This is a genomic window from Paenibacillus daejeonensis DSM 15491 (assembly GCF_000378385.1).
Taxonomy (GTDB): domain Bacteria; phylum Bacillota; class Bacilli; order Paenibacillales; family Paenibacillaceae; genus Paenibacillus_D; species Paenibacillus_D daejeonensis.
Genome location: NZ_KB899661.1, coordinates 522,533 through 540,951, shown reverse-complemented (window position 1 = coordinate 540,951; position 18,419 = coordinate 522,533). Strand labels below are relative to the sequence as shown.

Here is an 18,419-nt window from a genome sequence, read left to right as displayed (position 1 = left end):
AAACAGGGTAGACGAATTTCAGTCAGGCTTATTTTTTTGTGACATCCTCTCCCTTACACCAGATGTTCCTCTAACGCGCATCTCCGGGAGCAGATTTATAATAAGGATAAAGCTAACCAATAGCTTCACTACAAGGGGGAAGTAAAAAGTGAGTAAACGAGTTAAACTTACCGCGATTGGCCTGATTGCTGCCTTTACGCTTAGCGCCTGTTCGAATACCGGACCGGCCAATACCAACTCCGGGAGTACGCCGCCAGCATCGGGAAATACGAACACTACAGAGCAAGTAGCCGTTGATCCTTTTGCCAAGTACGAAGAACCGGTAACCGTCTCCCTGGGCCGTTCCATTGACCCGAACTACAAATATGAGGGCTCCGACACGGCTGAGGATAATCTGTACACACGCTGGCTCAAGGATACGTACAACATCGTCATTAACCATGAATGGGAAGCGGCGACTGGGGATTATGCTCAGAAGGTAAGCCTAGCGATCGGCAGTAACGATCTTCCTGATGCCATGCTGGTCGATGAGAGTCAGCTACGGCAAATGGTGAAAGCGGATCAATTGGCCGATTTGACCGAGGTCTATGAGCAGCACGGAACTGAGCGGCTCAAACAAATCTATGACTCCAATCCAGGACTGCTGGAGAGTGTGACCTTTGACGGCAAGCTCTATGCTCTGCCAGAGACCACGCTGCCTTCTGCACCACTGACCTGGATCCGCAAGGATTGGATGGATGAGCTGGGTCTGTCCGAGCCTAAGTCGCTGGAAGATCTGGAAGCGATTGCGCAAGCATTCATCGACAATAATATGGGTGGCCCGAATACGGTTGGGGTTGTTGGTACGCAGCAAGGCGGTTCCTTGTACTCGACCTTCCTGTCCTCCAGCGACCATTACATGAATCTCTCGCCGGTGTTCTTCGCGAAGGATGCTTATCCAGGCATCTGGATCGAGGATGAGAATGGTCAGGCCACGTACGGTTCGACGACAGAGAATACGAAGCAGGCACTGACGACCTTGAGAGATTGGTATGCCAAGGGCATTCTGGACCGTGAGGTTGGATTGAGAAAGAGCTCGCAAGAGCTGCTGACAAGCGGCCAGGCTGGCATCTTCTTCGGCCCATGGTGGTCGCCATACAACCTGATGGACTCTATCAAAAACGACGATCAAGCCAACTGGCGGCCGTATGCGGCACCACTGAACGAAGAGCAGCAGTTTAACTCCAATCAGGCGACAGGCAGCACCTTCATCGTGGTGAAGAAGTCGTTCAAGAACCCGGAAGCGATCATCAAAATGCTCAATATCCACGTGAATGAAAAGCAAGAAAGCTACAAAGAAGCAGTCGGCAAAGAAATGACGTCGCAGGAAATCCCATTGTTCCTGATCATGGGCCTCGGCGATCAGCTCGAGTACGCGGTCAAAACCACGCAAAAGGTACTGACCGGCGAGCTGGAGCTGGAGGAAGTCGACAAGGCCAACTACGGCTTCACGTACGAGATTGCCTCCCATGTGAAGGAAATCAAGACGGAGCCGTTCGACAACTACGACATTCAATACTGGGATAAAGAGACCAACCCGGATTTCTTCCCGCATGTTTACTCGCACTTGAACGGCGGCTCGACCTTCGTTGATGCGGATATCCAATGGACGCGGAGTCTGGCTACGGCTCAGACCAAGACCATGCAGTCCCGATGGTCCAACCTGAAGAAGCTGGAAGACGAAATCTTCCTGAAGATCATTATGGGCAGCGCCCCGCTCGAAGAGTTCGATACCTTCGTAGAGAAGTGGAATCAGCAAGGCGGAAAAGACATTACAGCAGAGGTCAATGAACTCAAGTAAGGACGTGAAGTCAAGGCAAGCGGACCTCCGCTTGCCTTGATCTCCCCTTAGTTAAGGAGTAGGTATTATGTTGAATCGCGGGGCTTACAAGCATTATTATGTCATGCTGTTGCCAGGCTTGATCTGGTTGTTTTTTTTCAACCTGTTGCCAATGTATGGCGTGCTCATGGCTTTCAAGGATTTCAACCCCGGCCTGGGAATTATGAAATCGGATTGGATTGGTCTGGAGAATTTTAAGTATATGTTCCAACTGGATGACAGCAGGCAAGTGTTTCAAAATACGATTTTCATCGCCGCTCTCAAGATGGCTGGCAATTTGATTACGCCCCTGATCTTCGCTCTGATGCTAAATGAAGTGAAAAACCGTTTGTTTACCCGTTCGGTGCAGACGATTGTGTATCTGCCCCATTTCCTGTCCTGGGTTATCGTCGCAGGAATCATGCTGGATATCCTGTCGTACACAGGCCCTGTAAATCAGGTGCTGGCCATGTTCGGCTCGGAGCCGATTCTGTTTTTTGCCAATGAACGCATTTTCCCTTGGATGGTCGTGCTGAGTGATGTGTGGAAGGAATTCGGGTTTGCCGCCATCATCTTCTTCGCAGCCTTAACCTCCATTAACCCTGAAATGTACGAGGCCGCCGCCATCGACGGGGCTTCTCAATTTAAACGGCTTCTGCACATCACCCTCCCGAGCGTCATCCCGGTGGCGATTCTTCTGGGTACGCTGAGCTTGGGTAACGTGCTCAATGCCGGCTTTGACCAAATCTTCAACTTGTATAACCCTTCGGTTTACTCGACCGGGGACATTATTGATACCTGGGTGTACCGGGCAGGTCTGCTCGATATGCAATACGGGCTTGCTACAGCGGTTGGTCTGCTGAAGTCGGTCGTTGGCCTGGTGTTGATTGCAATCTCCTATACGTTAGCATACCGGTTTGCCAACTATAGAATTTTCTAGCGGAAAGGTGGGGCAGCAGTGATAGAGGAGCGCTCTGCGATATCCAAGCTTTACAACGGCCTCAATGTGTTCCTGATCCTGTGTATTACGTTGGCGTGCATATTGCCCGTATGGTACACGTTAGTCGTCTCGCTAAGCGACCGCTCGGTCGTGGCGGCGGGCGAGGTTTTCTTTTATCCCAAAGGGCTGACGCTATCCTCGTACCAGATGATCGTGGAGGACAATCAGTTTTTCCGGTCCTTCTGGATCTCGGTGCAGCGGGTATTTTTTGCAACGATCATTACCTTCTTTGTCGTCCTGCTGATGGCCTATCCGTTGTCCAAGACGTCCAAGGACTTCAAGCCAAGAAACTTCTTCATGTGGCTGTTGATCTTCTGCATGCTGTTCAGCGGTGGAATGGTGCCATGGTTTATGACGATGAAGTCGCTTGGACTGATCAATTCGATCTGGGGACTGGTTCTCGGCGGTGGTCTGCCTGTCTTCAATGTCATTCTCGTGATGAACTTCTTCCGCAACCTGCCCAAGGAGCTGGAGGAATCGGCGATTATGGACGGTGCGGGACCTTGGCGAATTTTGCTCGGAATCATCCTGCCGCTCTCCATGCCTGTTATGGCGACGATTCTGGTGTTCACGATCGTGGGTCACTGGAATGAGTTTTTCCAAGCGCTCTTGATTATGACTAAAAATGAGAACTATCCGCTACAGTCCTATATTCGCCAGGTATCGGCCAACGTCGATCTGACGAAAATCGATGCCGAGTCGGCCAAACGCCTGACCACGATGTCCAACCAAACGCTCAACGCGGCCAAAATCTTCGTCTCGATGCTGCCGCTGCTGGTCGTGTATCCGTTCTTCCAGAAGTACTTTGTAAAGGGGATTACGTTGGGGTCGGTGAAGGGCTAGCAGAGTATAACGTGCGTGATGGGCGCTTAGAGGAGAGGGAGCTTCCGATCGCTGTTGTCCCCGGATTTCTTGAATTTCTAACCGCTCTAGCGGTTGAAATCCGGGGACAAAGGCGAGCGCTTCGCTTCTCCAGCTTCCCTCTCCTCTCTGCTTGTGCCGCATCGTTATTCAAAAAAAATAAAAATAAAGAATTACATAGTCGTGCGAGTTCAAAAGTTCGGTTTTCAGCACCGAGAAGGTTGGATGCAGGAGGAAGTGAGGAGCGGAGCGTAGGTGAACCTACGTGAGCACCGGAAATTCCGAATGCATTCAAGATTCGAAGTCGAAACCACTTCAATGAAATGACTTCGTGATCAAAAGTGAATTCTAGATCGGAGAGAATTGTGAATGCAAACGAGTGAGACAATCCATCCGGATATGATGGAAGCTACAGTACCGAACAGGAGGTGGACGCCGGGGCGTCTGGGAGCTGCGGTAGAGCCGCAGAAAGGAATCTATGTGATTCAAGCGGAGTTTGCCCAGATTCTGCTCCAGCCCGTGAGTGATGCCATCGTCCGCATCAAGCTGCTGCTAGATCCGGGCAAAGCCTTCGACCGGGAGGATCTGAACAGCACGATTGCCGTGCAGCAGGAAGCGTTTGTCCCTGTCTACAGTGAGCTGAAGGAAACGAACGATGTGTATCGCCTGTTCCTGCCCGAGCTGACGGTGGAGCTCAATAAGACAACCGCGCAGATCGATTTCTACACGCAGCAGGGTGAACTTATCGCCTCGCAGGAGGAGATTTACAGCAGCAACCGTGGGGAATATGTGTGCCGCAACCGCATGGAGGCGGAGTCGCACATCTACGGCCTGGGCGAGAAGACGGGCTTTCTGGACAAAAAAGGCGAAAAGTACGACATGTGGAATTCCGACGTGTTCGATCCCCATGTACCGGAAATCGAAGCATTGTATGTATCGATTCCGTTTCTCGTCCATTTTCAGCCTGGGAAGACGTCTTATGGCCTGTTCCTGGATAATCCCGGCCGCACGTCCTTCGACATGCGCACGCAGCCGGATGCGTATACGTTCCAGGTGAACGCGGGGACGATCGATTATTATTTTATCCCAGGACCTGGTCTGCCTGATGTCTTGAGGAAGTACAGTGGGCTCACCGGCACCATGGACATCCCGCCCGCTTGGGCCATCGGCTATCATCAATCCAGATACAGCTATATGAACGAAGAAGAAGTGATGTCGATTGCTCGGACGTTCAAAGAGAAGCGGATTCCGTGCGACGTCATCTACCTCGACATTCATTACATGGACGAGTATCGCGTGTTTACGTTTGATCCGGTTCGCTTCCCGAACCCTCGTAGAATGATTGAACAGCTGCAGGAGATGGGCATTCGGATCGTTCCAATCGTCGACCCTGGAGTGAAGAAGGACCCGGAGTATGGGCCTTATCAGGATGGGGTGCAGCATGATTATTTTTGCAAAAAGCTGGAGGGTGACCTGTTCATCGGCGACGTATGGCCGGGAGCCAGCGCGTTCCCTGACTATACGGAGGAGAAGGTTCGCGACTGGTGGGGCGAGCAGCACCGCTACTATACCGAATCCGGCATCCAAGGCATCTGGAATGATATGAACGAGCCGGCGGTATTCAATACGACGAAAACGATGGATCTGGATGTGGTCCACGGCAATGACGGGACGCCAAAGTCGCATCGTGAGCTGCATAATCTGTATGGCATGCTGATGTCGATGGCCACGCAGCAAGGCTTGAGAAAACAACTGGGTGGCGAGCGGCCGTTTGTACTGACCCGGGCAGGCTATGCAGGCATTCAGAAATATGCCGCGACTTGGACAGGTGACAATCGCAGCTTCTGGGAGCATCTCGCGATGTCGATTCCAATGGTGCTGAATCTCGGCTTGTCTGGCCAACCGTTCGCGGGTCCGGATATCGGGGGCTTTGCGCATCATACGTCGCCGGAATTGCTGGCGCGCTGGACGCAGGCCGGAGCTTTCTTCCCGTATTGCCGCAACCATAGCGTACTCGAATCGATCCGCCAAGAGCCATGGGCGTTCGGCGAGCAGATCGAAGACATCTGTAGAACCTACATCCGGCTGCGTTATCGGTTCATGCCATATCTCTACACGCAATTCCACCAAGCGCACACGACCGGGATGCCCGTCATGCGGCCACTCGTGCTGGAGTATCCAGACGATCGCAAGGTGTATGAGATGTGCGACCAATTCCTGGTCGGCAGCGACCTCCTGTTTGCGCCGATTCTACGTCCACACACCGAGTCGCGTTCGGTCTACCTGCCCGCAGGGGAGTGGATCGACTACTGGACGGGAGAGCGGTATAGCGGGGGTCAGCATATCCTGGCGTATGCGCCAATCGAGCGGATGCCGATGTATCTCAAGGCTGGCGCGCTGATCGCCGAGCTGGCCGATGATGAGGCATGGAAGCCTGAGATGAGTGCGCAGTCAGCGATTGAACTAGTTGTCTATGCGGGCTCGGCAGGCACCACCTCGACGGGACAATGGTATGAGGATGATGCTCGCACCTATGCGTATGAAGAGGGTTCTTACAATTTGCTCGACACGAAGATGAGCTTCAACCAGGGGGATATTGTCTTGGCAGGCACCTACCGGGTGAGGAAGCTGCCTCTGCTGCGGGAGCAGTTACAGCTTCGCATCAAATGGCTGGCTTATGCTCCTGAGCGAGTGACGCTGACAACCTCAGATGGGACCGAAGAGCTGGAAGCCCTGGGCGGAAGCTGGTCTTACGATGCAGACGCACAGGAATTGAAGCTGCAATTGCCGAATACGCATGATGCGTTTGAAGTGGTGGTTACTTCGGCGGGGACAGTATCGTAGCTGGCATGGAGATATACGAGTGATAGCAGAGCAGGGAAGGGGAACGATCCTCTTCTCTGCTTTTTTGTTACACGTGGAACGAAATTTGCGTTAATTGGTTATTGGGATGAATGAAATAAGACACTTTTGTTCCTCTATAACCCAGCATATCCACTATCTATCCACCTACCTACCAGTCAACCCGACCAATCAGATCCACCTTTACACGTCGAAAGCGGGTGGGGGGACGAGGCTGACATTGCAACGAGTTAAGCTGGATGGAGTGGATACGTCTTCAAGAAGAGTTGCCGAGAGGTGAATGCCCACTCTGCCGCTTGCCCATACTGGTAAATATAGTGAACGTATGGGAGGTACACAGACATGTGGAAGGTAGCGAAAGTAGCGGAGTGGCTGGGTAAGACGATGGCAGCGGCGGTGCTCATCAGCGTGTTGTCCATCTGGACCACGGGTGTCATTGTCACTAGTTATGTGGACGGGATATTGAAGCAGTACGAGCTGCCCCTGGAGGTACAACCGCTGGCAATGTCGGGCTTGTGGGGACAGCTGTGGGGTGCGGAGCCGCGGAAATCGGGCAAGACGGAGACAGCGGAGCAGACAGAGCAGCAGAAAACGGGGCGCGAGGAGGAAGCAGCCCTTGGCGGCACGGGATCCGGCAGTGGCACTACCAGCACAGGCGGCCTCCGGGGAGATGGCGAGGATGACGATGTGGACGCGGCGCTCGGCGATGGTGAAGGTGAGGGCGGCAGTGGCGATGGCCCCGGAGGTCTCAGCGGTGGATCAGAAGCAGGCACCGACGGCACGGGCGCCGGAGGTCTTGGTGGTGGGTCCGGCCCCGGAACAAACGGTGCGAGCGGGGAGCCGGGATCCGGCAGCAGTGGAGGTCCCGGCAGCGCAACCGGCCCAGGTGGCGAAGCGGGCATGGGAAGCGAAGAGGAGCAAGGCCCGCCGCTCTCCACGGAGACCGGCAGCGGCACGGGGACGCGTGCCGAGGGTGGTGCGGGAGGCGATTCGCCTGTGATGTCATCAGGCGAGATTGCCGAAGCCAAGGAGCAGATGAGCGACGAGGATAAGCAGCTGATGTTCGGCCTGCTCATGAACAAGCTGCCGCAAGAGGCGTGGCAGAGTATTTCGACCTATATGGAGAACGGTCTGACGGAGGAGGAGCTGGTCAGCGTCCAGCAGATCGTGGCCCAATATTTGAATGATGAGGAATACGCTCAATTAATGAATATTCTAAGTAAATATTAATCTCCCAAGCCCGGAAGTGCTGTTGATCTGCCATTCTTGCCTATGCTAGAGTAGAAATCGTGGAGAGCCGTCCTGACTCACGGAGCCGGCTCGATGAGACAAGTCTATCTAGCTGGATGAGCAAAAAGGAGCAGATCATGACCTTAGGAACACCACCATCAAGGAATAATAAGGTAGGTCCTGCGAATCAGGCGAAATCTACCAACAAGCAAGATGGCAAGCTCAGAGCCCAAGACACAGGTCGTCCATTGACGACACCAGGCAAGCCTTTTCGCTGGTTGACCCGCAAGCCCTTCTGGCTGACAACGGCAGCACTGCTGCTGCTCGTCATGGCAGGGTACGGGATTGACCGCTATATACAAACGAATACCGTCACCTACTACCATCTCTATCAGAATGGTGAGCTGATCGGCGAGATTGCCGACCCGGCGCGGGTGGATGAGCTGCTGGAGCAGCGCCTGCAAGAGGCGCGCGAAGCCAACCCCGAGATACATATGGAGCTCGACTCCGGTGAGATATCGTATATCCGGGATAAAGCCTACAAGGCGGACCCGGACACGGATTCCGCGCTGCTGGTATTGGGAAGCAGACTCAGTACCCATGCCATTGGCTATGAGGTGAACGTGAACGGCAAGCTGATCGGCATTGCAAAGGATGAGCGTACAGCACACAAGGTACTGCAGCAGGTGCAGGACCGCTATGCGATTGAATCCATCGAGCCCAAGGGACCGCAGGTGATGGCGCTCTCGCATAACCAGAGTGCGGTGGACGCCTCGGCGGATGAGCGGGAAGTCACCTCGGTCGAGATTCTCGAAGAGGTCGGCACGGGTCGTACCCAGGTCGAGCCAGAGCGTGTAACCTCCGAGGACGAGCTGTATCGCAGGCTCGCCGAGGGCGTAGAGAAGCCGATCAGTTATACAGTGCAGCAAGGAGATTGCATTGGCTGTATCGCTAGCAAATTCGGCATCTCCTCCCAGGTGATCTATCAGAACAACCCGTGGATCGAGGGCGACACAATCGATGTCGGTGAAGTCATTGACCTGACGGTCGAGCGACCGGCGATTACGGTACAGACGGTAGAGCAGGTCAAGGAAACGATTGAGATGGAAGCACCCATTGAGGTCAGAGAGCATCCCGAGCTGATGGCTGGCACCTCCAAGGTAGTGCGTCCGGGCCAGCCGGGCCAGAAGCAGGTCACGTTCAAGCTGATTAAGCAGAACGGCTATCTGATGCACGAAGAGCTCGTCGAGGAGCAGGTGCTGGTGGCGCCGCTCAGCGAAGTGGTGCTCAAGGGCACCAAGGTCATTACGGGCGAAGGCTCGGGCACGTTTGCCTGGCCGGTGAATAACGCACGGATGACGAGCAGCTACGGCCCGCGCTGGGGACGGATGCACAATGGCATCGACCTGGTTGGCAACAAGAGTATTCTGAGCGCCGACCACGGGGTTGTCGAGTTCGTCGGCACACGCAATGGCTACGGCAAAACGATTATCGTGGATCACAAGAATGGCTACAAGACGCTATACGCTCACCTGGACGCTTATTCGGTCCAGCAAGGCGATATTGTGGAGAAGGGCGACAGGCTGGGCGATATGGGCAACACCGGCCGCTCGACAGGTACGCATTTGCATTTCGAAATTCGTAAAAACGATACGCCACAAAACCCAAGCAAATACCTCAATTGAACTCATACCGAAATACCGATCGCCGTAGTGGACCGCTGCGGCGATCTTCTTGTAAAGGGGAAGGACTTCCCGAACATTGGCTGTAACGGGGGCACCCAGATATGGTAAAATAGAGAGCGAACACACAGAACGACTAACGACCGCAAGCTGCGGTCCTTCGATACACAAATACGGACAAGCGACGGGCGGTGTAACTTGTGCAGAGGAAAATCCTGGTTGTTGACGATGAGCAACCGATTGCCGATATTATCAAGTTCAATCTCGAGAAGGAAGGGTATGAGGTCATCTGTGCCTTCGACGGCGGAACAGCGGTAGAGCTGGCGCTGGCGGAGCAGCCGGACCTCATCCTGCTCGATCTCATGCTGCCGGTCAAGGACGGTATGGACGTCTGCCGCGAGGTGCGGCTCAAGCTGCAGACGCCGATCATCATGCTGACGGCCAAGGATACAGAGCTGGACAAGGTGCTGGGGCTGGAGCTTGGTGCGGACGATTATGTGACCAAGCCCTTCAGCACGCGGGAGCTATTAGCGCGAGTGAAGGCACAGCTGCGCCGGCAGCAAAAGAGCGCATCGTCACAGGAGCCAGCGGAGAGCGAGAAGCAGGGGCTGAAGATTTTCAACCTGTTCATCGACACCGATATGTACGTCGTCTACAAGGACCAGGAGCCGCTCGACCTGACCCACCGCGAGTATGAGCTCGTCTACTACATGGCACGCAACAGTGGCAAGGTCATGACTCGTGAGCACCTGCTGCAGGCGGTATGGGGCTTCGAGTACTTCGGTGACGTGCGGACGGTGGACGTGACGATTCGGCGGCTGCGGGAGAAGATTGAGGATGATCCCAGCAAGCCGGAGTACATTCTTACCCGCCGGGGCCTCGGCTACCTGATGCGTAATCCCAAAGCCGGCGGTTTTGGCTACGGATGATGAACAGCATTCGGATCTTCCGCACGATCCAGGTCAAGCTGATCATCATCTATGTGCTGTTAATCCTGATCGCGATGCAGCTGATCGGGGTTTATTTTATCAGTACGATGAAGACCTCGCTGACCGATTCCTTCACGAACAATCTCAATGAGCAGGCCGACATGCTGACCCGTCTGGTGGAGCAGAAGCTCGCGCCGTCGCAGCTGACGGAGGAGCAGATGATTGAGGATCTGCGGGGGCTGGTTAGTACGCTGTTCAGCATTAATGAAGCCGAGATTCAGGTGCTCGACGCCAGCGGCAAGGTGCTCACCACCACGGTGGTGGCGCATCAGTCCTATGTGGGCAGCAAGAACACGACGCTCGCGGTCAGCCGCGCGCTGCAGGGCATCAGCAACAACGAAGAAGATATTATCGACGCCGACAATGTCCGCAAAAAGGTGATCGCCAAACCGGTCATCTCGCGGCCTGGAACGAGCCAGGCCAAGATTGTCGGCGCCGTCTACATTGTAGCCTCTATGAATGAAGTGAATGACACGATTAACCGGGTGAACCGGATCTTCGTCTCCGGGATGCTGATTGCGCTCGGCATGACGGGCGTCCTGTGCGTGCTGCTGGCGCATACGATTACCAGCCCCATCAAAGGCCTGACGCGGCATGCGTCGGCGGTGGCGGAGGGGGATTTTGACCAGCGGGTGCCGGTGTACGGGGACGATGAGATCGGTCAGCTCAGTCAGGCGTTCAACAATATGACCGACCGGCTGCGCGAGGCGCTCTCCGCCAATGAGGAGGAGAAAGAGAAGCTGGCGTCGATCCTCGCCAACATGAGCGATGGCGTTGTCGCTGCGGACGACCGCGGTCAGGTCATCGTCACCAACCGGCGTGCTCGGGAGATGCTGGGTGTGAAGAAGCATGACGGCGAGTATCTCGGCCAGCTGCTCGGTCTGACAGAGGAGCGTGTGCAGGAGCTCGTTCAGGGCATAGAGCATACGGCGATTATCCGAATGGAGCCGTCGATTGAGAAGGAAGACAGCCTGATTCGCGTCACCTTCACGCCGATCTACCGCCGCGACAAGAGCGCTGCAGGAACGATTGCGGTGCTGCAGGACGTTACGGAGCAGGAGAAGCTGGAGCAGTCGCGGCGCGAATTCGTTGCCAACGTATCGCATGAGCTGCGGACGCCGCTAACGACGATTAAGAGCTACGCGGAGGCGCTGGATGACGGCGCGATGCAGGAGCGGGAGCTGGGCGAGCGTTTCGTCGGTGTCATCCGCAATGAGACGGAGCGAATGATCCGACTCGTTACTGACCTGCTGCACCTCTCGCGTCTCGACTCCAACCAGGCGCCGCTGCGGCGGCAGCCGACAAGCGTGCCGGAAATGCTGGAGGAGGTCGCCGACCGGTTCTCCTTCCAGCTGCGGCAGAAGTCGATTGGCATGTCGGTGCGTGTCGAGCACGGGATCTCGTCGGTCTGGCTCGACCGGGACCAGATCGATCAGGTACTCGACAACCTCGTCTCCAATGCGATCAAGTATACGATGGATGGCGGGCGGATCGAGATCGCTGCGATGAAGCCGGAGCCTGGTGTGATTGCCATCGGCGTCATCGACACCGGGATTGGTATTCCACAGCGTGATTTGAACCGGATTTTCGACAGATTCTACCGTGTCGACAAAGCCCGCTCGCGGAATATGGGCGGAACGGGTCTAGGTTTGTCTATTGCCCGGGAAATTATTAAGGCCCATGGGGGGACTATTGCCCTGGCCTCGGAGTATAACGAAGGCACGACGGTGACCTTCACGCTGCCTGCCCTCGAGGAAGGGGGAGAGTCCGCATGATCGAGAAGTTCAAGACGGGTGCATTGGTGCTGCTGGTTGTACTGAGTCTGGTGCAGAGTTATTTCCTGGCTTACAGTGTCCCATCCCTGCGGACCACCACGACCACCGAACAGGACTATGTGCAGACGGAGCGTATGGGTCCGGAGGAGCGGATTGAGAACCTGATCTATCCTGAGGACATGGTGCTTCATCTGGGTGAGAATCGACATACCGTGTTCTACCCGGGGACCAACTTCTATGAGCGGATTCTGGAGAAGCTGCGGGGCCGCGAATTCAAGGGATTCCAACGGAATGCGCGGACCGCAGTGGACTGGAACGAGGTGCGTAACCGCGACCAAGGCGTAGAGCTGCGATTCGGCAGCGCGATGCCTGTCGAATTGCTGCAGAGAGTTCTGAAGCTGGAGGCAGATCCACAATTCCTGGCCGATCAGATCGACCGCATCTGGATCTTCAATCCGCAGGGGCGCGAGGAAGTGCGGGTGTACTTCTTCAGCTCCGACCGCCAGGTTGTGTACGAGTCGGTCCGGGCGGATCTGACGATCAGTGATATCCAGGAGTATGTCGGTTACGGCGCCTACTGGCCATCGTACCAGACTAATGATGGATTGCTCTATCTGCCGACCGAGCCGCTGGAGACCGTGCAGGCGGTGGTGGGTTACGACAAATATACAACCGAGCAGATGCAGCGCAATCTGTTCTTCGATCCCGCGGTGACGCGGACGATCCGTGACCGCAGCGGCACGCAGATCTTCACCGACGGCAAGCAGGGGCTGCAGGTTGAGCAGAACGGCCAATGGGTGCGGTATACCGACCCCGTCGCCTCTAGTGGCAACGTCAACAACTTGACGGAGAACGTGATGGCCGGGCTGCAGTTCACCAATCAGCACGGCGGCTGGGATGGCAAGCACCGCTTCGTCAATCCTGGCAGCGCCGAGGGTGGACGCGGTGTCGTGTTCCAGCAATACTGGCATTCGCTGCCGGTCATTACGGAGCCACCGCTGCGCTTCGGCCAGATTCGGCTGACCCTGCAGCGTGGCGTTGTCGGTGAATATGAGCGCTCGCTCATGACTCTGAGCGGTGAAGCGGACAAGACGATCCGCTACCTGCCAGCAGGTGAATCGCTGTCCCAGGCCTTGCAGGCGTATGAGCGCCGAGCCGAAGTGCGGGCACTGTACCCAGCGCTCCGCGCAGAGGTACTGGAAGAGCAGCAGATCTCGCTCATGCCGGTCTGGGCGGTACGCTTGACCGATGGCACGCAGGACATCCTCCTGGGAGCCCTCCCAACTGGCACTCAGGTGGAGTCATCCATTCCGGTGACCCCAGTCGAGGAACAGGAGGGCACGCCAGAGGAAGAGGACGCCGAGCGCAACGGCAGCGAGGCGAATCAGACGGGCGGTGAAGGCAGCGGAAGCGAGGCAAACCAAACGGGCGGTGAACTGAACCCGTCTGGTGACACCTTCAACCAGACCGGTAGCGAGTCGCCGGTCAATGAGATTGACCCAGCTGGCGGGGCTGTGAACCAGCTTGACGATGGCATGCTGGACAATGCCGACCCGCTGGACGGCGGGGACTTGACGCCTTCGGCAGGTTGACGGAGCTGGCTCGTGTAAAGAACCGAAAAAACATGACTTTAGTTTACCTTAGCGGTTGGACAGGGGATCAGGAACAGTCAGACGACCCAATGGTTCCCCCTATAACTTGTTCTAACGGCCACATAGGCGCTTATTTCGGCGTTTTAGTGAAGCTAGCGTTTCTAACGGCCACAGGTGCGGCTATTGTCACAAATTCACAGAGAAATCGGCGTTTTTGGGTGTAATAGCTGTCTATATGGCCGTTACAATGTCAAAACACCGATTTGGAGCCAGATAGCAGCTGTGGTGGCCGTTAGAATCGGCAAGTAGGTGTCCGACCGGCGATTGGAAGAACGATCCGCGCCACGCGGGCTTTGCACCACCAAATGGAGAGGAGGCAGGGAAGCGATGGATTGGAGACGGGCGAAGAGCGTACTCATCTTCTCTTTCCTGCTGCTTAATATCATCCTCGGCTATCAGCTGTGGCTGGAGGTTCGCGAGCGGCTGAACAACAGCGCCGATCTGACCGACCTGCCGCAGGCCACGCTGCGAACGATGCAGGAGAAGAATATCCGGCTCAGCGGCAGCATCCCTTCGGAGAAGCCGGAGCTGCGGGATCTGACCTATCGGTTTATTTCCCAGCCGGAAGAACGGCAAGAGCTGGAAGAGCCAGTGCCTAGCACAATCGTATATAATGAGAAAGACTTGTTGCGGGGGCTGGGCGATGTCATCCCGAATCTCGATCAGTATACGTTTATTGATTCGACGGCAGGCAGCGATGGTATTTTCACTCTGTATCGGATGATGGACGGGCTGCCGATGTACGACGTTAAGCTGGAGCTCTACTATAGCAATCAGCAGATTATTGCCTATCGCCAGGATATGGTGGATCAGGTGCAGCCCGGTGAGGCCAAGGCGCAGACAGTGTTATCCGCCCTGCAGGTGGTCGAGAGTTTGATCGAGAACTTCCTTCAGGAGGGCTCCAACATTCAAGAGATTCGGCTGGGGTATCAGGGTCAGATGTTTGACTCGGAGACGCAGGTGTCGGCGCCGTTCTGGCGGGTGCTGCTGGACGAAGGGGAACCGCCAATCTACGTGCATGCGATTAGCGGAGATATCGTGACGGAGAACAGCACGGTGACGCTAGACGGGTTGTAACGGGCTCGAACTAGACATAAGAACGTCATAAAGACATAGAGACATAGAGATTCACAACTACAGCAATGGGACGAGAAAGAAGGCAAGAGGAGCTATGGGACTGCGGTTTACAGTATTGGCAAGCGGATCGACGGGGAATGCGACGATTGTGCAGTCGGAGGACGCAACCGTGCTGATCGACGCCGGGCTGAGCGCCAAGAAGCTCGAGGAACTGATGCGCGAACGCGAGGTCGAGGGCAAGGACATCGATGCGATTTTTGTTACGCATGAGCATTCCGATCATATTAAGGGACTCGGGGCTTTTGCCCGCAAGCATCAGCTGCCCATCTATGCCAATGAGGCGACGTGGGAAGAGATGCACAAGCATGTGGGGGCCATCGAGGCGGACAAACGATTTGTCATGGGCACCGGGACTGCGGTAGAATTAGGGGGCATGCTGGGGCGGATGCGGGTGCAATCGTACGCGATTTCTCACGATGCGGCCGAGCCGGTCGGTTATTGCTTCTACAGCGATAACTGCAAGCTCAGCCTTGTGACCGATCTGGGTTATATGAGCGACAAGGTCAAGGAGCAGGTGATCGAGTCGGACGTGCTGGTGCTGGAGTCCAATCATGACGTGGACATGCTGCGCGTGGGACGTTACCCATGGAACATCAAGCGGCGCATACTCAGCGACATCGGCCATCTCTCCAATGAAGCGGCTGGCGAAGCGCTGTGCGAGCTGCTGTCGGACCGGACTCAGCGGGTGTACCTGGCTCACCTGAGCCGGGACCATAATCTGATGGATTTGGCCAAGCTGACCGTGAATAATGTATTAGAGAGTAACGGGTTCTTCTTCAAGCGTGACGAATTCGCGCTGAAGGATACGTATTATAACCGGTCTACTGAGTGGGACGAAGTGAAGCGGAGATAGGCATCGGCGGCACCAGCGCTGGCATCTCCATCGAGAAAAGCGGCTTTATGGCGAATCTCCTCACGGGAGAGGACACCCTTCTCTACGAGCAGCTCCATCATGGCGCTGACGTTGAGCAGGAGTTGGTAGTGATCATCTTTGAGGTCACCGACGCTGGCGGCGAGTTGGACTTGTTCCCAGGTCGTGCGCGATATCATTTGCATGAGATTAGCTCCTTTTTCGTAACATTTCTATCACTAGTGTAGTCTAAAGATATAGAGATCATTCCTGAGTGGGGGATTTAATAACTATATTGTCTTGATGTCTGAGACATCGAGGGGAGCGGGAAGCTGATGAGTTTATTCGATGACGATTTTTACTCGACCAAGGTGTCCAGGCGAAGCAACCGCGAGCCCCGGCCGTCGTTTGGCGTCCGGCGCTCGGGCCGCGGGTGGTCACCGCTGCAGATCATAGCTGCTTCTTCGCTGATCAGTTCGCTGGCAGTGGTGCTGGTCTTTGGCTTGGTTACCCAGGGCTGGGGTACCGGGTCGGGGACGTCTCCGAGTAAACCGACCACTGGTGCGGTGCAATCGTTGGATCCGTACGAACGGCCCATTCAAGCGTCTGCCAAGATTCGACCGGCAGTGGTCAGCATCATTAATGAGCAGCTGCTCGACAGCTTTGGCTTGCCCGGCGGGTTCTGGGAGGAGGAGGAAGGCCTCCTTCCGGAAGAGGAAGCGACCCTGCAAGAGGCCGGACTTGGCTCTGGCGTTATTTTTGAGAAGGTGAAGGGCAAGGCCCGCATCATTACCAACTACCACGTCATTCAGGATGCGGTTTCGGTCAAGGCGGTACTAACCAACGGGGAGATCCGCGAGGCCAAAATCATCGGCAAAGACCAGATCACCGATCTGGCTGTGCTTGAGATTGATGCCAAGGGGATCGACGTGGTTGCCGAGCTCGGTGATTCAACGAAGATTCGTGATGGTGAGACGGTCATTGCGATCGGGAATCCGCTCGGTCTGGGTGACTCCCTGACGATGGGGATCGTCAGCAAGACGCGCCGTATCATCCCGGTCTCACTGAACCAGGATGGTGTGTATGACTGGGAGCAGGAGGTCATCCAGATCGATGCCTCAATCAACCAGGGCAACAGCGGCGGGGCACTTGTCGACCTCAACGGGCGCCTGATTGGCATCAACAGTATGAAGGTGTCGGACTACGGCGTGGAGGGACTGGGCTTTGCGATCCCGATTAACCAGGCCATGCCGGTCGTGAAGAGCCTGATCGAGTACGGCAAAGTGAAGCGTCCGTATGTCGGCGTATTCACACTCGATCTGGAGCAATACTATCTGCAGGAAGCCATGCGTCAACGTGCGGCGGAGGAAGAGGGCGAAGACCCTGCGGCAGAGGATACGCTGCAGCTGCCTGCAGAGGTGAAGCGGGGCATCATCGTGCTGGAGGCCGTCGGGCCAGCCAAGAAAGCAGGGCTGGAGCTCGACGACGTGATCGTCCAGCTCGACAGCACCCCCATCGGCAACACGATGGAGCTGCGCAAGTACCTGTATATGAAGAAGGCGATCGGCGACAAGGTCGAGGTGACCTTTTACCGGGAAGGCAAGAAACAGACCACCACGCTGACGCTGGTGGAGGTTAACGAAGAGGATCAATAAGACTAGCAGCCCAAGGCGGTTAGCTGGCAGGGAGAGGGCGCAGACGGCCAAATCGGCTGAAAGGCGCCCTTGGCTCTGTCCGCAGCAGCGGGCCATAGAGATGGAGTGTAGGGGTAAACGATGTATTGTGTATGCAAGGAACATATCGAATTGTCGATTGATAAGTTTGTGGATGAATACGAGGATGCCCCGGACGTGGTCGACCTGCGCGAGACGCGCTTCGCCAATTGGGATCCGCCGCTGAAGTGTGAGCTGTGTGAGGAGCCAGCCTCCTACTTGATCGTATAGGGGTTTTGAGTGAGAGACCTCCGTGGAAGGGTTGATCTTCCGATCGCTGTTGTCCCCAAATTTCATGATGGTGTAAACCCTTCAGGGGATGAAATTTGGGGACAAAGGCGAACGCTTCGCTTCTCCAGCTTCAACCCTCCCCCTGCGGCTTCTTCACCAAGCTATAGTGGGTAGTAAATTTAAATGAAGGCACGCACAAAACCCCTCGCGTCCCTACGCATGATGCGTAGGTGACGCGGGGGGTTCGGCGTTAGAGGGGTAGCAACGAACCGATAGCTTGCGCTGACGGACGTGCCTCATCTAACCGAGCCTCCATGGCGGGACAGGCGTTACCTGTTCTGCTAACGTGAGCCCTCTATGCAATCTCTGCATTAAGGTGCCATTGGGGCAGTGTCATCTGGAGCTGGAGTCATTGGATCTTCAGCTGGTGGAGGTGTCGTACCCGGATCCGTCATGGTATTATTCGTACCGTTACCTGCGTCACCGCAAGCTGCAGCTCCGAATACCAGACCTACACTCATAATAGACGTCAGCAACATCGTTACCCACTTTTTACGTGTTTTCATTTTCAACTTCCCCT

15 protein-coding genes are annotated in these 18,419 nt (G+C 55.5%); 13 read left to right on the top strand and 2 right to left on the bottom strand.

Going from position 1 to position 18,419, the window contains the following annotated elements:
- Positions 1 to 148 precede the first annotated feature (148 nt).
- The 11 genes from F556_RS0113365 (at position 149) to F556_RS0113315 (ending at position 15,899) form a co-directional block, all read left to right on the top strand.
- Positions 149 to 1,840 carry a type 2 periplasmic-binding domain-containing protein gene (locus F556_RS0113365; RefSeq protein WP_020617469.1) on the top strand — a complete coding sequence of 564 codons (1,692 nt, stop codon included), beginning with the start codon at positions 149 to 151 and terminating at the stop codon, positions 1,838 to 1,840.
- A 67-nt stretch (positions 1,841 to 1,907) separates the two neighbouring features.
- Complete coding sequence (locus F556_RS0113360; protein ID WP_020617468.1) at positions 1,908 to 2,798, top strand: ABC transporter permease; 891 nt, start codon at positions 1,908 to 1,910, stop codon at positions 2,796 to 2,798.
- An 18-nt stretch (positions 2,799 to 2,816) separates the two neighbouring features.
- Positions 2,817 to 3,701, top strand: coding sequence for a carbohydrate ABC transporter permease (locus F556_RS0113355; RefSeq protein WP_020617467.1), 885 nt, complete (start codon positions 2,817 to 2,819; stop codon positions 3,699 to 3,701).
- A gap of 387 nt (positions 3,702 to 4,088) precedes the next feature.
- The gene (locus F556_RS0113350; protein WP_020617466.1) at positions 4,089 to 6,563 is read left to right on the top strand and encodes a glycoside hydrolase family 31 protein; all 2,475 of its coding nucleotides are present in this window, start codon (positions 4,089 to 4,091) and stop codon (positions 6,561 to 6,563) included.
- Positions 6,564 to 6,923: 360 nt separating this feature from the next.
- Positions 6,924 to 7,811 carry a hypothetical protein gene (locus F556_RS36275; RefSeq protein WP_026297277.1) on the top strand — a complete coding sequence of 296 codons (888 nt, stop codon included), beginning with the start codon at positions 6,924 to 6,926 and terminating at the stop codon, positions 7,809 to 7,811.
- Between the two features lie 137 nt (positions 7,812 to 7,948).
- The gene (locus tag F556_RS0113340; protein ID WP_020617465.1) at positions 7,949 to 9,496 is read left to right on the top strand and encodes a M23 family metallopeptidase; all 1,548 of its coding nucleotides are present in this window, start codon (positions 7,949 to 7,951) and stop codon (positions 9,494 to 9,496) included.
- A 197-nt stretch (positions 9,497 to 9,693) separates the two neighbouring features.
- Positions 9,694 to 10,422 carry a response regulator YycF gene (gene yycF / locus F556_RS0113335; protein WP_020617464.1) on the top strand — a complete coding sequence of 243 codons (729 nt, stop codon included), beginning with the start codon at positions 9,694 to 9,696 and terminating at the stop codon, positions 10,420 to 10,422.
- Complete coding sequence (gene walK, locus F556_RS0113330; protein ID WP_026297276.1) at positions 10,422 to 12,257, top strand: cell wall metabolism sensor histidine kinase WalK; 1,836 nt, start codon at positions 10,422 to 10,424, stop codon at positions 12,255 to 12,257. Before yycF ends, walK begins: the two co-directional genes overlap by 1 nt.
- A complete protein-coding gene (locus F556_RS33960; RefSeq protein WP_020617462.1) occupies positions 12,254 to 13,849 on the top strand; it encodes a YycH family regulatory protein in 1,596 nt (531 codons plus the stop codon). The genes walK and F556_RS33960 overlap by 4 nt, the downstream gene beginning before the upstream one ends.
- 387 nt (positions 13,850 to 14,236) lie before the next feature.
- A complete protein-coding gene (gene yycI, locus F556_RS0113320) occupies positions 14,237 to 14,986 on the top strand; it encodes a two-component system regulatory protein YycI (RefSeq protein ID WP_020617461.1) in 750 nt (249 codons plus the stop codon).
- A 94-nt stretch (positions 14,987 to 15,080) separates the two neighbouring features.
- The gene (locus F556_RS0113315; protein WP_020617460.1) at positions 15,081 to 15,899 is read left to right on the top strand and encodes an MBL fold metallo-hydrolase; all 819 of its coding nucleotides are present in this window, start codon (positions 15,081 to 15,083) and stop codon (positions 15,897 to 15,899) included.
- Here F556_RS0113315 and F556_RS0113310 read toward each other — a convergent pair.
- Complete coding sequence (locus tag F556_RS0113310) at positions 15,857 to 16,102, bottom strand: hypothetical protein (protein ID WP_026297275.1); 246 nt, start codon at positions 16,100 to 16,102, stop codon at positions 15,857 to 15,859. The two genes, F556_RS0113315 and F556_RS0113310, sit on opposite strands and share 43 nt — an antisense overlap.
- A 129-nt stretch (positions 16,103 to 16,231) precedes the next feature.
- On the opposite strand from F556_RS0113310, the gene F556_RS0113305 reads away from it, so the two are divergent.
- A complete protein-coding gene (locus F556_RS0113305; protein ID WP_020617458.1) occupies positions 16,232 to 17,551 on the top strand; it encodes a S1C family serine protease in 1,320 nt (439 codons plus the stop codon).
- Positions 17,552 to 17,671: 120 nt separating this feature from the next.
- A complete protein-coding gene (locus F556_RS36890; protein WP_020617457.1) occupies positions 17,672 to 17,839 on the top strand; it encodes a CxxH/CxxC protein in 168 nt (55 codons plus the stop codon).
- 371 nt (positions 17,840 to 18,210) lie between these two features.
- On the opposite strand, the gene F556_RS37755 is transcribed toward F556_RS36890, so the two are convergent.
- Entirely contained in the window at positions 18,211 to 18,405 is a 195-nt protein-coding gene (locus F556_RS37755) for a hypothetical protein (RefSeq protein WP_157272736.1), read from the bottom strand.
- Positions 18,406 to 18,419: the final 14 nt, after the last annotated feature.

Bases quoted from the DNA above. Each gene is read 5' to 3' on its own strand.
- F556_RS0113360 (WP_020617468.1), top strand. From the start codon at position 1,908: ATGTTGAATCGCGGGGCTTACAAGCATTATTATGTCATGCTGTTGCCA.
- F556_RS0113350 (WP_020617466.1), top strand. From the start codon at position 4,089: ATGCAAACGAGTGAGACAATCCATCCGGATATGATGGAAGCTACAGTA.
- F556_RS36275 (WP_026297277.1), top strand. From the start codon at position 6,924: ATGTGGAAGGTAGCGAAAGTAGCGGAGTGGCTGGGTAAGACGATGGCA.
- F556_RS0113340 (WP_020617465.1), top strand. From the start codon at position 7,949: ATGACCTTAGGAACACCACCATCAAGGAATAATAAGGTAGGTCCTGCG.
- walK (WP_026297276.1), top strand. From the start codon at position 10,422: ATGAACAGCATTCGGATCTTCCGCACGATCCAGGTCAAGCTGATCATC.
- F556_RS33960 (WP_020617462.1), top strand. From the start codon at position 12,254: ATGATCGAGAAGTTCAAGACGGGTGCATTGGTGCTGCTGGTTGTACTG.
- yycI (WP_020617461.1), top strand. From the start codon at position 14,237: ATGGATTGGAGACGGGCGAAGAGCGTACTCATCTTCTCTTTCCTGCTG.
- F556_RS0113315 (WP_020617460.1), top strand. From the start codon at position 15,081: ATGGGACTGCGGTTTACAGTATTGGCAAGCGGATCGACGGGGAATGCG.
- F556_RS0113310 (WP_026297275.1), bottom strand. From the start codon at position 16,102: ATGCAAATGATATCGCGCACGACCTGGGAACAAGTCCAACTCGCCGCC.
- F556_RS0113305 (WP_020617458.1), top strand. From the start codon at position 16,232: ATGAGTTTATTCGATGACGATTTTTACTCGACCAAGGTGTCCAGGCGA.
- F556_RS36890 (WP_020617457.1), top strand. From the start codon at position 17,672: ATGTATTGTGTATGCAAGGAACATATCGAATTGTCGATTGATAAGTTT.
- F556_RS37755 (WP_157272736.1), bottom strand. From the start codon at position 18,405: ATGAAAACACGTAAAAAGTGGGTAACGATGTTGCTGACGTCTATTATG.